Here is a 12,739-nt window from a genome sequence, read left to right as displayed (position 1 = left end):
TTTTTTATTTAAGCTCTTAAAAACGCTACACTAAAAATAATAATAAATCAGGAACGATACCATGGCGCACTCCCACTCCCATTCCCACTCCACTGGTGATGAAAATGCCAAACGGCTTTTGCTGGCTTTTGGCGTCACTGCCACCTTTATGATTATTGAGGTCACAGGCGGGCTGATATCCGGATCGCTGGCGCTGCTGGCCGATGCCGGGCATATGCTGACCGACGCTGCCGCGCTCCTGTTTGCTCTGCTGGCCGTGCAGTTTGCCCGTCGCCCTCCCAATACCCGCCACACCTTTGGCTGGCTCAGACTGACCACGCTTGCCGCCTTTGTGAATGCGATTGCACTGGTGGTCATTACTATTCTTATCGTCTGGGAGGCTTTTCAGCGCTTTCGGCATCCACAACCGATAGCCGGGACGACAATGATGGTTATCGCCATTGCCGGGTTGGTCGCCAATATTCTGGCGTTCTGGATATTGCACCGCGGCAGCAGTGAAAAAAATCTGAACGTACGGGCCGCGGCGCTTCATGTGCTGGGCGATCTGCTGGGTTCCGTAGGGGCCATCGTAGCCGCGCTGATCATTATGGGTACGGGCTGGACCCCCATCGACCCGATTCTTTCCGTGCTGGTATCGTGCCTTGTATTACGCAGCGCCTGGCGGCTGTTGAAAGAGAGCGTCAATGAGCTGCTGGAAGGCGCTCCCACGTCGCTGGATATTGGCGAGCTAAAACGCAATCTGTGTCGTTCCATTCCTGAAGTCCGTAACGTTCACCACGTTCACGTCTGGCTGGTGGGTGAGAAACCGCTGATGACGCTGCACGTTCAGGTTATTCCGCCCCACGATCACGATGCGTTGCTTGAACGTATTCGGCATTTCCTCGAGCATCACTATGAGATTGCGCACTCCACTATCCAGATGGAGTACCAGCCTTGCAGCGGGCCAGACTGCCACCTTAACGAGGCGCAGTCCGGCCACTCACACGCACATCACCATTAACGGGAAAGCGCGCGAGAGCCACGCTCACGCGCGCTGTTAATCCACATGCGGCTGCCGTTGAGAGCAATGACCGTCAGCAGCATGTACTCCAGCGACATGGCATAAACGCCCTGAAGGGCAAAAATCACCACGCTAATCACGTTAATCACCACCCACAACAGCCAGTTCTCAACGTATTTACGGGTCATCAGGATCATCGCCGCAATCGACAGCACCATCATGCAGGAATCCCAGAACGGGAAGGCATCCGGCTGAAGCTCAGGCATCGTCACGTTCAATCCCAGTCCCGACATCACCGAGACCGCCACGCGCGTCAGGAAGGCAAATACCGGATCAATAAAGACGGTCATAAAGCCGATAGCCACCACGCAGGCCGCGAACCAGGCGATGGCTTTAGGCAACGGCAGCCAGCGGATTTGCAACTCCGCCTCCTGCTGGCTGTTTTGCCGAGACCAGGCGTACCAGCCATAGATATTGGCCGCGAAGAAGAACAGCTGTAGAAGCAGGCTGGCGTAGAGCTGGATCTGGAAGAAGATGATCGCAAACAGCGTGACGTTTATCAGCCCGAACGCATAGTTGCTGATCTTCTCAAGGCTGGCCAGCCAGATACAGAGTAAACCGGCCAGCGTACCCACCGCTTCAATCCACGACAGGTCATAGCCGCCCGCACCAATCGGGATATGAACCAGGATGTTCTGTGTGCTAAAAAAATCCATTTTTTCTCCGGGGCGTAATAAGTTAAGTACGTAGTGTAGCCGCAAAATCCAGCATACGGTTAAGTGGAATTAACGCGCCTTCACGCAGAGCGGCATCCACGTGGATCTCATGCGCTGCGCCACCGTTCTCAAGCGCCTCCGAAATCGCTTTGAGCCCATTCATCGCCATCCACGGGCAATGCGCGCAGCTTCGGCAGCTCGCCCCTTCTCCGGCGGTTGGCGCTTCAAGCAGCTCTTTTTCCGGCACGGCCTGTTGCATTTTGTAGAAGATACCGCGATCGGTCGCCACGATGAGCTGCTTGTGTGGCAGCGTTTTTGCCGCGTTAATTAACTGGCTGGTTGAGCCGACGGCGTCCGCCATGTCGACGATCGACTGCGGAGATTCCGGGTGCACCAGTATCGCGGCCTGCGGGTATAAGCCTTTCATCCGGGTCAGCGCCTGGGTCTTGAACTCATCGTGGACGATACAGGCCCCCTGCCAGCACAGCACATCCGCACCGGTCTGTTTTTGTACGTAGTTTCCCAGGTGACGATCGGGCGCCCAGATGATTTTCTCCCCCAGGCTGTCCAGATGTTCAATCAGCTCAACGGCAATACTGGACGTCACTACCCAGTCCGCCCGGGCTTTCACCGCCGCAGACGTGTTGGCATAGACCACCACGGTACGGTCAGGGTGGGCATCACAGAAGGCGGTGAACTCATCAATCGGGCAACCGAGGTCAAGGGAGCATTCGGCATTCAGCGTCGGCATCAGTATGGTTTTTTCCGGGCTGAGGATTTTTGCCGTTTCGCCCATGAAGCGCACACCTGCAACCAGCAGCGTGGAGGCAGGATGTTTAGCACCGAAACGCGCCATTTCCAGGGAATCTGAGATACAGCCGCCCGTCTCTTCCGCCAGCTGCTGAATTTCCGGGTCGGTGTAGTAATGCGCCACCATCACCGCATCACGCTCTTTAAGCAGGCGCTTGATTTTCTCTCGATAGAACTGTTTTTCATCCCGGCTTAGCGGAGCAGGCTTTGGCGGGAAGGGATAGATTGCGGTTTCGGGATCAAACATCACACTCATTATGGCTTCTCGTTTTACTGGCTTAACAATATTGCCTTTGTTTTGCATGAGATAACAAAAATGAGGCAATGGTGTTTTGTATACTAAACAAGATAGCGAATTTGAGGGGGAATGTCATCGGGAATTGATGCCGGTAGCATCTGTCGGGTGGCGGCTTCGCCTTACCCGACCTACAAGGCACTGGCGAACGACAGATAGCAAAAAGGCGCCTTTAGGGCGCCTTTTTACATTGGTGGGTCGTGCAGGATTCGAACCTGCGACCAATTGATTAAAAGTCAACTGCTCTACCAACTGAGCTAACGACCCCTTACGGGATGTACTTCAAATCTATTCAGGCTGGTGGGTCGTGCAGGATTCGAACCTGCGACCAATTGATTAAAAGTCAACTGCTCTACCAACTGAGCTAACGACCCATTCGGGTGTTGCCTGAATTATCACTCGGTACCAATAAAATTGGTGGGTCGTGCAGGATTCGAACCTGCGACCAATTGATTAAAAGTCAACTGCTCTACCAACTGAGCTAACGACCCGAGTGGTGGGTGATGACGGGCTCGAACCGCCGACCCCCTCCGTGTAAAGGAGATGCTCTACCAACTGAGCTAATCACCCACTCTGTGCTGCCGGAACTGCTTTAAGTGGTGGGTCGTGCAGGATTCGAACCTGCGACCAATTGATTAAAAGTCAACTGCTCTACCAACTGAGCTAACGACCCACTTTTGCGCTGCTTTCACGTTGTTTGATATCCCGTGGCAACGGCGGCATATATTACTGATTTAAGAATTCTGCGCAACAAAAATTTCGATGAAGATCACTTAACTGCTTAGGAATCATGCTGCACGACCAGAAATAACGCGATTTCTGGTCATGCGATAATCAACCCATCGAACTCAAACGTTTTTGTGCTTGTTTGGCGCCGTCTGTACCCGGGAATTTCGCAACCACCTGCTGATAAACCGCTTTGGCTTTTGCAGTGTCGCCTTTGTCCTGCATGATCACGCCGACTTTATACATCGCATCAGGCGCTTTCGGTGATTTCGGGTAATTTTTCACCACAGAGGCAAAATAAAACGCCGCATCATCCTTTTTACCCTTGTTGTAATTCAACTGACCCAGCCAGTAGTTCGCATTTGGCTGGTAAGTGGAATCAGGGTACTTCTTAACGAAGTTCTGAAACGCAACGATAGCATCGTCCTGGCGCGATTTGTCCTGCACCAGGGCAATGGCCGCGTTGTAGTCCGTATTCGCGTCACCGCTCTGTACAGGCGCACCAGACGACGCGGAGGCATCTGCCGCAGGTGCAGGCGTCGCCGCACCGCTTTGATCGCCTGCTGCTGGCTGTGCTGCTGCTCCGCCGCTGTTCAGGCTATCCATCTGCAACAAAATTTGCTTCTGGCGCTCCACAACCTGATTAAGCTGATACTGACTCTCCTGGATCTGACCACGAAGGGAATCAATATCATTCTGGTTATCGGAAAGCTGCTGCTGGAGTTGAGTTAAAAGCTGGCTGTGAGCGTTAGAAATACGCTCGAGTTGAGTGACTCGATCTTCTACCGAGCCTGAGCCGACACTACTGATTGGTGCCTGAGCAAAAGCGGCCCAGGGGGCCGCTATTCCAACCAGTAACGACAGACTCATCAGATGATGTCTGAAGTTACTGCTCATGCAATTCTCTTAGTAAACGAGTACGGCACGACGGTTTTTGGAGTAAGCCGCTTCGTCGTGACCCAGTACTGCTGGTTTTTCTTTACCGTAAGAAACGATGGAGATCTGGTCAGCAGAAACGCCTTTACCCTGGAGGTACATTTTAACAGCGTTTGCACGACGTTCACCCAGGGAGATGTTGTACTCCGGAGTACCACGTTCGTCCGCATGACCTTCTACGGTGACTTTGTAAGACGGGTTGCTACGCAGGAAGTTTGCGTGCGCATCCAGCATTGCAGCGAAGTCAGAACGAATGTCGTATTTATCCAGATCGAAGTAAACGATGTTGTTCTGCTGTAACTGCTGCATCTGAAGACGCGCTTGCTCTTCAGAAGACATATTGCCATTGCCGTTAGCGTCCATACCGGTGCCGGCACCCATCATGCCTTCGCCGCTCTGGTCATTGCTTGCGTTCTTGTTAGAAGAACACGCTGCGATTGCCATAACAGGCAGAGCGATCATCAGCCCCTTCAGCACTTTGTTCAGTTGCATTTCTAAGATTCCTTTAGTAATCAATTAATTATTATTACAGATACGGCGACCAGGCAGGTGATTTTACCTGTCCATCAGTTGCCGGAAGACGCGCTTTGAAACGCCCATCTGTAGAAACCAGATTCAGCACGGATCCCATCCCCTGAGAAGAGCTGTAGATTACCATGGTGCCGTTAGGTGCCAGACTTGGCGTTTCATCCAGGAACGTTGACGACAGTACTTGTACGCCCCCCGTTACCAGATCTTGTTTGGCAATGTGCTGCTGACCACCCGCAGTACTGACCATTACCATTGTTTTACCATCGGCACTGACGTCAGCATCCTGGTTCTGAGAACCTTCCCAGGTAATACGCTGCGCTGCTCCGCCGTTGATATTCACTTTATAAACTTGTGGACGACCTGCCTGGTCAGACGTAAATGCCAGATTCTGGCTGTCCGGGAACCAGGTTGGCTCAGTGTTGTTGCTACGACCATCCGTGACCTGACGGATCTGACCAGAACCAATATCCATCACGTACAGGTTCAGGCTACCGGTTTTAGACAGGGCAAACGCCAGTTTGGTACCGTCCGGAGAGAACGCAGGCGCACCGTTGTGACGTGGGAATGACGCAACCTGACGCACAGCACCGTTAGAGAGCGTCTGGATGACCAGCGCGGAACGGCCGCTTTCGAAGGTCACGTACGCCAGCTTAGAGCCGTCCGGAGACCATGCCGGAGACATCAGCGGCTGTGGTGAACGGTGTACGGTGAACTGGTTGTAACCATCGTAGTCAGAGACGCGCAGCTCATAAGGGAACTGGCCGCCGTTGGTCTGTACTACGTACGCGATACGGGTACGGAACGCACCTTTAATACCGGTCAGCTTCTCAAACACTTCGTCACTCGCCGTGTGGCCTGCATAACGCAGCCACTGCTTGTTCACCTTATACGTGTTTTGAGCCAGAACGGTACCCGGCGCACCGCCAGTATCCACCAGCTGATAAGCGACGTTATAGCCGCCGTCTGGCGCAGGAGTAACCTGTCCGACAACCACGGCATCAATACCCAGTGCAGACCATGCAGCAGGTTGAACTTCCTGAGCTGTACCCGGCTGCTGCGGCAGACGAGAACGATCTAAGGGGTTAAATTTACCGCTGTTACGCAGGTCAGCTGCAACAATGCCGCCAATATCTTCAGGCGCAGCGCCCGGGCCTGCCCACTGGAACGGAACGACACCGATTGGACGCGCTGAGTCGTTCCAGTCGGTAATGTCGATGCTTACTGTGGCATGCACTGCTGACGTCAACAGTACTAAAAAACCAAAAGCTAATCGTAATGCCTGCTTCATCATATCTCCCTTATCCGAACAATAAGTCCTGGATAATTTAGCAGAAGGTTAACAAACTCAAATACACAAAACTATCAGAACCCGATAACAGCAGCTCTGCTTATGGCTTAAAGTTCAGAGAAGCGTCTTTGAACACTTCATAGACAGCCTGTGATGGAGGTTTTGGCAGTTTTGCCTGATTCACTGCCACAAGTGCAGCCTGGCATAACGCTTCATCTCCCCCTTCTGACTCAACGCTCAGCACCATACCATCCGTAGCCAGTTTAATATGCAGTCGGCACGTTTTCCCGGTATAGAGCGATTTATCGTTAAGTCTGCTGGCAATAGCCGCGGCAATCTGATTCTTATAGTCGTTGATCTCAGCGCCAGAAGCACCGTTGTTCTTAGTGTTACCACTTCCTGCCGGTGCTGCGTTACTTCCTTTCGCCCCTCCGCCCGTTTTCGGTGCATTCTTACCGGAGCTCAGGTCGCCCAGCAGATCGTCAACCCCTGCGGCAGCGGCTTTTTCCGCAGCAGCGGCCTTCTTAGCTGCGGCTTTTTCAGCAGCAGCTTTCTTATCAGCAGCGGCTTTCTCAGCTGCCGCTTTTTTATCAGCAGCGGCTTTTTCCGCAGCGGCGGCTTTTTCTACCGCAGCTTTCTCGGCGGCGGCCGCTTTTTTAGCAGCATCGGCAGCCGCTTTCTTCTCTGCTTCCTGCGCAGCTTTTTTGGCGGCTTCCGCTTCGGCTTTCTTCTGTGCGTCAGCGGCAGCTTTTTTCGCCGCTTCGGCTTCTGCTTTCTTCTTCGCATCAGCAGCGGCTTTCTTCGCCGCTTCGGCTTCCGCTTTCTTCTGCGCATCAGCAGCCGCTTTCTTCGCGGCTTCTGCGGCTAACTTAGCCTGAGCATCTGCCTGCGCCTTCGCGTCTGCCGCGGCTTTGGCTGCCGCCTCTTCCGCCTGCTTCTGCTGTTCCTGAGCTTTCTTCGCTGCGGCTTCAGCCTGTTTCTGCTGCTCCGCCTGCTCTTTAGCGGCTTCCTGCGCCTGCAAACGCTCTTTCTCAAGCTGCTTCAGACGTTCCTGCTCGGCGGCCTGCTTTTCACGCAGCTCTTCCGCCTGCTGTTGCGCCTGTTTTTCACGCTGTTCTTCCGCGCGTTTTGCGCTCGCCTGCTGCTGTTGCTGGCGATTATAGTTCTGCACTACCGCACCGGGATCCACCATGACGGCGTCGATGGACGAGCCCCCACCGCCGCCTGATGCATCAAGGTGCTCATCGAACGAACTCCAGATCAGCGCTGCAAAAAGAATTACGTGCAGCACTGCGGAGACGATTATCGCTCGCTTAAGCTTGTCGTTCTGTTCGGTTGCCTTTGACACTATCGGTTCCCAAAAACTACGCAGATGATCAAATAGGCTGAGTCATTAAGCCAACTGACTTAACGCCCGCGCTATGTAGCAAGTTCAGCGCTTTGATAATTTCATCATATGGTACGTCTTTCGCACCACCGATTAAGAAGACCGTCTTCGGATTTGACTCCAGACGTCGTTGCGCTTCAGCAATAACCTGCTCTGGCGGAAGCTGATCCATACGATCTTTCTCTACCACCACGCTGTACTGCCCTACGCCGGAAACCTCAATGATGACCGGAGGATCGTCATTGGTGCTTACCGCCTGTGATTCTGTCGCATCCGGCAGATCAACTTCCACGCTCTGGGTGATGATGGGCGCTGTCGCCATAAAGATCAGCAGCAGCACCAGCAGCACGTCCAGTAACGGAACGATATTGATTTCGGACTTGAGCTCGCGACGACCTCGTCCACGCGATCTGGCCATGGTTTACCCCTTGTTGCTCTCGGTGCTGGTAAACGCCTGACGATGCAGAATCGCGGTGAACTCTTCCATAAAGTTGTCGTAGTTCAGTTCCAGTTTGTTCACGCGCTGGTTCAGACGGTTGTACGCCATTACCGCCGGAATTGCGGCGAACAGACCGATTGCGGTCGCGATCAGTGCTTCTGCGATACCCGGTGCAACCATCTGCAACGTTGCCTGCTTCACCGCCCCCAGGGCGATAAAGGCGTGCATGATCCCCCACACCGTACCAAACAGGCCGATATACGGGCTGATGGAGCCAACGGTTCCGAGGAAAGGAATATGCGTTTCAAGATTTTCCAGTTCGCGGTTCATGGAGATGCGCATCGCACGCGACGCCCCTTCTACCACGGCTTCCGGCGCATGGCTGTTAGCGCGATGTAAGCGAGCGAACTCTTTGAAACCGCTGTAGAAAATTTGTTCGGAGCCTGAAAGGTTATCACGGCGTCCCTGGCTTTCCTGGTACAGACGAGAAAGCTCAATTCCCGACCAGAACTTATCTTCAAACGCTTCGGCTTCGCGGCCGGCGGCATTAAGGATACGCGTTCTCTGGATAATGATGGCCCAGGATGCGATTGAAAAACCAATCAAAATCAACATGATAAGTTTAACCAGAAGGCTTGCCTTCAGGAACAAATCAAGGATATTCATGTCAGTCACTGCTTAAACTCCGCGACAATAGACTTAGGAAGCGCACGAGGCTTCATTATGGTTGGATCAACACAGACAATCAGGACTTCAGCTGAGTTCAGTACCGTGTTCTCTGCATTGACTATCCGCTGCGTGAAAACCAGTGAAGTTCCGCGCATTGATGTAATTTCTGTTTGAACTTCGAGCATATCGTCGAGTCTGGCAGGCGCAAAATACTCAAGCGTCATCTTGCGTACCACGAAGGCAACTCGCTCAGCCAACAGCACCTGTTGACTAAAGTGATGATGGCGCAGCATCTCTGTGCGTGCCCGTTCATAAAAAGCAACGTAGCTGGCGTGGTAGACCACACCACCGGCATCGGTATCTTCGTAATAGACACGTACCGGCCATCGAAACAGCGTTGTATTCACTTTACATCCCGGTAATACAAGAAAAGTTGGAGCTTTCAAACTTCGCTACTATACGCGCGGGAATGATGGTTTGGAATGGGGGAAAGTAAACGGAGAGTAAATTTTTATGGGCCATGGTAAGCCCATAACGTTAACGGACATTTCTTATTCAGAAGAAGAAGAAAATCAAACCGGCGAGGAGAACCAGATCGGCAATCAGTGGGCAGAAGATGCCCTGCCAGTGTAGCGCTTTCGGACGAAAGCCGACACCGTGAATCACGCCTGCGCACACCGCCCACATAATCAGGAAGCCGTGCCAGATTTCAAGCTCGCTGGTTTTCGCCGCGAAGCGCGACGGGTCCCAGAAGATACAGCCTGCCAGCAGTAATGCCATAATGAGGGAAAGCGCCCTCAGGGGGCGCTTATCCATTACCGCATATAAGGTTGCGATAATATTCATTAGTGCTTTTCTTCACCTGCTTTGGTCGCTTCTACATGCTCAAGCGCCAGGGCAGTGATGACACCAAACGCACAGGCAAGAAGCGTCCCTAAAATCCATGCGAAATACCACATATTCAGCTCCTTACTTAGTACATAGAGTGGGTGTTGCTTTCGATATGTTCTTTAGTGATGCGACCGAACATTTTCCAGTAACACCAGGTGGTGTAGAGCAGGATAATCGGTACGAACACGCAAGCAACATAGGTCATTAAGTTCAGCGTCAACTGACTGGACGTTGCATCCCACATGGTCAGGCTGGCATTCATCATGGTGCTGGATGGCATCACGAACGGGAACATCGCAATCCCCGCCGTCAGGATGATGCACGCCAGCGTCAGTGAAGAGAATACGAACGCCAGAGCGCCTTTCTCCAGACGAGACGTCAGCACGGTCAGCAGCGGCAGCAGCACACCCAGAGCCGGGATAGCCCACAGCGCAGGAGTATTGTTGAAGTTCACCAGCCATGCACCGGCCTGACGCGCCACTTCTTTGGTCAGCGGGTTAGACGGTGCAGTATGGTTGATCGCGGAGGTCACCACGTAACCATCAATACCGTACACCACCCACACGCCAGCCAGCGCGAAGCAGACCAGCGTCACCAGCGCCGCCACCTGAGCGGTAGCGCGGGAACGCAGGTGCAGTTCACCTACGGTACGCATCTGGAGATAGGTTGCGCCCTGGGTGATGATCATCGCCACGCTCACCACGCCCGCCAGCAGACCAAACGGATTCAGCAACTGGAAGAAGTTACCGGTGTAGAACAGACGCATATATTCGTCGACGTGGAACGGTACGCCCTGCAACAGGTTACCGAACGCCACACCAATGACCAGCGGTGGAACGAAGCTACCGATGAAGATGCCCCAGTCCCACATGTTACGCCAGCGGGTGTCTTCAATCTTGGAACGGTAGTCGAAACCCACCGGACGGAAGAATAAAGAGGCCAGCACCAGAATCATCGCCACATAGAAGCCGGAGAACGCAGCCGCGTAGACCATCGGCCAGGCAGCGAACAGCGCGCCGCCTGCGGTGATCAGCCACACCTGGTTACCGTCCCAGTGCGGGGCGATGGAGTTGATCATGATTCGACGCTCGGTGTCATTACGACCGAGGAAACGGGTGAGCATGCCCACGCCCATGTCGAAACCATCGGTGACCGCGAAACCAATCAGCAGAACACCGATCAGCAGCCACCAGATAAAACGCAATACTTCATAATCGATCATTTGATGACTCCTGTCTTAGCGTGCCGGCTGAGTAGTCGCAACAGACTGCTCGTAGTGATAGCGACCGGTTTTCAGGCTGCTTGGGCCAAGGCGCGCGAACTTGAACATCAGGAACAGTTCAGCCACCAGGAACAGGGTGTACAGACCGCAAATGAGCAGCATGGAGAAGATCAGGTCGCCTGCGGTCAGGGAGGAGTTCGCTACCGCTGTTGGCAGCACCTCACCGATCGCCCACGGCTGACGGCCATATTCCGCAACAAACCAGCCGGACTCGATAGCAATCCATGGCAGTGGGATACCGTAAAGCGCGGTGCGCAGCAGCCATTTTTTCTCACCGATACGGTTACGAATGACTGACCAGAACGAGGCCGCGATAATCAGCAGCATGATAATGCCGCAACCCACCATGATGCGGAACGCGAAGTACAGCGGCGCAACGCGTGGAATAGAGTCTTTGGTTGCCATCTGAATCTGCGCTTCCGTCGCGTCAGAGACGTTCGGGGTATAGCGTTTCAGCAGCAGACCGTAACCGAGGTCTTTCTTCACGTCGTTAAATTGATCGCGAACGGCCTGGTCGGTAGAGCCGGCGCGCAGCTGTTCCAGCAGCGAGTAAGCTTTCATCCCGTTACGGATACGCTCTTCATGCTGCACCATCAGATCTTTCAGGCCAGTAACCTGTTTGTCGACGGAGCGCGTGGCGATAATACCCAGAGCGTAAGGAATTTGAATGGCGAAGCGGTTTTCCTGCGCTTCCTGGTCAGGCACGCCGAACAGGGTAAACGCTGCCGGTGCCGGCTGGGTTTCCCATTCAGCTTCAATTGCGGCGAGCTTGGTTTTCTGCACGTCGCCCATTTCGTAACCGGATTCATCACCCAGAACAATAACGGACAGAATCGCGGCCATACCGAAGCTTGCTGCAATAGCAAAAGAACGCTTGGCGAACGCGAAGTCACGGCCGCGCAGCATATAGTAGGAGCTGATGCCCAGCACGAACATCGCGCCGCACACATAGCCAGACGCCACGGTGTGAACGAATTTAACCTGGGCAACCGGGTTCAGGACCAGCTCAGCGAAGCTGACCATCTCCATACGCATGGTTTCGAAGTTGAAATCAGATGCGATTGGGTTTTGCATCCAGCCGTTCGCCACCAGGATCCACAGTGCGGACAAGTTGGAGCCTAATGCCACCAGCCAGGTTACCGCCATATGCTGGACTTTACCCAGACGGTCCCAACCGAAGAAGAACAGACCTACAAAGGTGGATTCGAGGAAGAAGGCCATCAGACCTTCAATGGCCAGCGGCGCACCGAAAATATCCCCCACATAGTGGGAATAGTAAGACCAGTTTGTCCCGAACTGGAACTCCATGGTCAGACCGGTTGCCACGCCCAGCGCAAAGTTGATACCAAACAACTTGCCCCAGAACTTGGTCATATCTTTATAAATCTGTTTGCCGGAGAGGACGTAAACCGTTTCCATGATGGCCAGCAGGAACGCCATACCGAGCGTCAGCGGCACAAACAGGAAGTGGTACATCGCGGTCAAGGCAAACTGTAAGCGCGACAGTTCGACTACGTCTAACATTATGACTCCTTGCTCATCGCATGAAGACTCCGAGAGTGAACCCCGTTAGATAAGGATCCACACGCATGCCCCAATACAAAGTTATCTGCTTCCCTTCTTCGTTGCTTATTCTCTACATGAGGAAAAAGCAATGATGAAAGGTTACAAATACGTTAAGAAAAAACCAAATTGATCCCGTAAATATAATACGCTGCAAAACCCTTACAATAAACAGGTTTTTATTCGAACAGATTTACGTTTTTCGA

Annotated in this window: 14 protein-coding genes and 5 tRNA genes; 1 reads left to right on the top strand and 18 read right to left on the bottom strand. The window is 53.3% G+C overall.

Annotated elements, in window-relative coordinates; genetic code table 11:
* The first annotated feature begins 61 nt into the window (after positions 1-61).
* The gene (gene zitB / locus L384_RS09015; protein WP_023324334.1) at positions 62-1,000 is read left to right on the top strand and encodes a CDF family zinc transporter ZitB; all 939 of its coding nucleotides are present in this window, start codon (positions 62-64) and stop codon (positions 998-1,000) included.
* On the opposite strand, the gene pnuC is transcribed toward zitB, so the two are convergent.
* From pnuC to cydA, 18 genes are all read right to left on the bottom strand, one after another.
* A complete protein-coding gene (pnuC, locus tag L384_RS09020; RefSeq protein ID WP_023324333.1) occupies positions 997-1,716 on the bottom strand; it encodes a nicotinamide riboside transporter PnuC in 720 nt (239 codons plus the stop codon). The genes zitB and pnuC overlap by 4 nt on opposite strands.
* A 22-nt stretch (positions 1,717-1,738) precedes the next feature.
* On the bottom strand, positions 1,739-2,782 hold the full coding sequence (gene nadA, locus L384_RS09025) for a quinolinate synthase NadA (RefSeq protein WP_003858573.1): 1,044 nt from the start codon (positions 2,780-2,782) through the stop codon (positions 1,739-1,741).
* Positions 2,783-3,012: 230 nt separating this feature from the next.
* Positions 3,013-3,088: transfer RNA gene (locus L384_RS09030), tRNA-Lys, on the bottom strand.
* A gap of 31 nt (positions 3,089-3,119) precedes the next feature.
* Positions 3,120-3,195 (bottom strand) — tRNA-Lys (locus L384_RS09035).
* Between the two features lie 41 nt (positions 3,196-3,236).
* Positions 3,237-3,312: transfer RNA gene (locus tag L384_RS09040), tRNA-Lys, on the bottom strand.
* 3 nt (positions 3,313-3,315) lie between these two features.
* Positions 3,316-3,391: transfer RNA gene (locus tag L384_RS09045), tRNA-Val, on the bottom strand.
* 27 nt (positions 3,392-3,418) lie between these two features.
* Positions 3,419-3,494 (bottom strand) — tRNA-Lys (locus L384_RS09050).
* A 161-nt stretch (positions 3,495-3,655) separates the two neighbouring features.
* The gene (gene cpoB, locus L384_RS09055) at positions 3,656-4,444 is read right to left on the bottom strand and encodes a cell division protein CpoB (protein ID WP_003858574.1); all 789 of its coding nucleotides are present in this window, start codon (positions 4,442-4,444) and stop codon (positions 3,656-3,658) included.
* Between the two features lie 9 nt (positions 4,445-4,453).
* A complete protein-coding gene (pal, locus tag L384_RS09060) occupies positions 4,454-4,975 on the bottom strand; it encodes a peptidoglycan-associated lipoprotein Pal (RefSeq protein WP_003858578.1) in 522 nt (173 codons plus the stop codon).
* 34 nt (positions 4,976-5,009) lie between these two features.
* Complete coding sequence (tolB, locus tag L384_RS09065) at positions 5,010-6,302, bottom strand: Tol-Pal system beta propeller repeat protein TolB (RefSeq protein WP_017384962.1); 1,293 nt, start codon at positions 6,300-6,302, stop codon at positions 5,010-5,012.
* A gap of 100 nt (positions 6,303-6,402) precedes the next feature.
* The gene (tolA, locus tag L384_RS09070) at positions 6,403-7,650 is read right to left on the bottom strand and encodes a cell envelope integrity protein TolA (RefSeq protein WP_023324332.1); all 1,248 of its coding nucleotides are present in this window, start codon (positions 7,648-7,650) and stop codon (positions 6,403-6,405) included.
* Between the two features lie 28 nt (positions 7,651-7,678).
* Positions 7,679-8,107, bottom strand: a complete 429-nt coding sequence (gene tolR, locus L384_RS09075; protein WP_003858589.1) for a colicin uptake protein TolR — start codon at positions 8,105-8,107, stop codon at positions 7,679-7,681.
* Positions 8,108-8,110: 3 nt separating this feature from the next.
* Positions 8,111-8,803 (bottom strand): Tol-Pal system protein TolQ, encoded by a 693-nt coding sequence (gene tolQ / locus L384_RS09080; protein WP_003858590.1) that lies wholly within the window; start codon positions 8,801-8,803, stop codon positions 8,111-8,113.
* Positions 8,800-9,204 (bottom strand): tol-pal system-associated acyl-CoA thioesterase, encoded by a 405-nt coding sequence (gene ybgC, locus L384_RS09085; protein ID WP_003858593.1) that lies wholly within the window; start codon positions 9,202-9,204, stop codon positions 8,800-8,802. The genes tolQ and ybgC overlap by 4 nt, the downstream gene beginning before the upstream one ends.
* Before the next feature lie 148 nt (positions 9,205-9,352).
* Positions 9,353-9,643, bottom strand: a complete 291-nt coding sequence (gene ybgE, locus L384_RS09090; RefSeq protein WP_003858596.1) for a cyd operon protein YbgE — start codon at positions 9,641-9,643, stop codon at positions 9,353-9,355.
* Entirely contained in the window at positions 9,643-9,756 is a 114-nt protein-coding gene (gene cydX / locus L384_RS09095; protein ID WP_003858598.1) for a cytochrome bd-I oxidase subunit CydX, read from the bottom strand. The genes ybgE and cydX overlap by 1 nt, the downstream gene beginning before the upstream one ends.
* Before the next feature lie 14 nt (positions 9,757-9,770).
* On the bottom strand, positions 9,771-10,910 hold the full coding sequence (gene cydB / locus L384_RS09100) for a cytochrome d ubiquinol oxidase subunit II (RefSeq protein ID WP_003858599.1): 1,140 nt from the start codon (positions 10,908-10,910) through the stop codon (positions 9,771-9,773).
* 15 nt (positions 10,911-10,925) lie between these two features.
* A complete protein-coding gene (gene cydA / locus L384_RS09105) occupies positions 10,926-12,494 on the bottom strand; it encodes a cytochrome ubiquinol oxidase subunit I (RefSeq protein ID WP_003858601.1) in 1,569 nt (522 codons plus the stop codon).
* Positions 12,495-12,739: the final 245 nt, after the last annotated feature.

The sequence above is a fragment of the Enterobacter sp. MGH 38 genome, assembly GCF_000492855.1.
GTDB lineage: Bacteria > Pseudomonadota > Gammaproteobacteria > Enterobacterales > Enterobacteriaceae > Enterobacter > Enterobacter hormaechei_C.
Note: the sequence above shows the minus strand (reverse complement) of the source record. Positions and strands in the feature narration are given on the sequence as shown.

Excerpts from the sequence above, each read along its gene's own strand:
- zitB (WP_023324334.1), top strand. The coding sequence starts at position 62 with ATGGCGCACTCCCACTCCCATTCCCACTCCACTGGTGATGAAAATGCC.
- pnuC (WP_023324333.1), bottom strand. The coding sequence starts at position 1,716 with ATGGATTTTTTTAGCACACAGAACATCCTGGTTCATATCCCGATTGGT.
- nadA (WP_003858573.1), bottom strand. The coding sequence starts at position 2,782 with ATGAGTGTGATGTTTGATCCCGAAACCGCAATCTATCCCTTCCCGCCA.
- cpoB (WP_003858574.1), bottom strand. The coding sequence starts at position 4,444 with ATGAGCAGTAACTTCAGACATCATCTGATGAGTCTGTCGTTACTGGTT.
- pal (WP_003858578.1), bottom strand. The coding sequence starts at position 4,975 with ATGCAACTGAACAAAGTGCTGAAGGGGCTGATGATCGCTCTGCCTGTT.
- tolB (WP_017384962.1), bottom strand. The coding sequence starts at position 6,302 with ATGAAGCAGGCATTACGATTAGCTTTTGGTTTTTTAGTACTGTTGACG.
- tolR (WP_003858589.1), bottom strand. The coding sequence starts at position 8,107 with ATGGCCAGATCGCGTGGACGAGGTCGTCGCGAGCTCAAGTCCGAAATC.
- ybgE (WP_003858596.1), bottom strand. The coding sequence starts at position 9,643 with ATGAATATTATCGCAACCTTATATGCGGTAATGGATAAGCGCCCCCTG.
- cydX (WP_003858598.1), bottom strand. The coding sequence starts at position 9,756 with ATGTGGTATTTCGCATGGATTTTAGGGACGCTTCTTGCCTGTGCGTTT.
- cydB (WP_003858599.1), bottom strand. The coding sequence starts at position 10,910 with ATGATCGATTATGAAGTATTGCGTTTTATCTGGTGGCTGCTGATCGGT.
- cydA (WP_003858601.1), bottom strand. The coding sequence starts at position 12,494 with ATGTTAGACGTAGTCGAACTGTCGCGCTTACAGTTTGCCTTGACCGCG.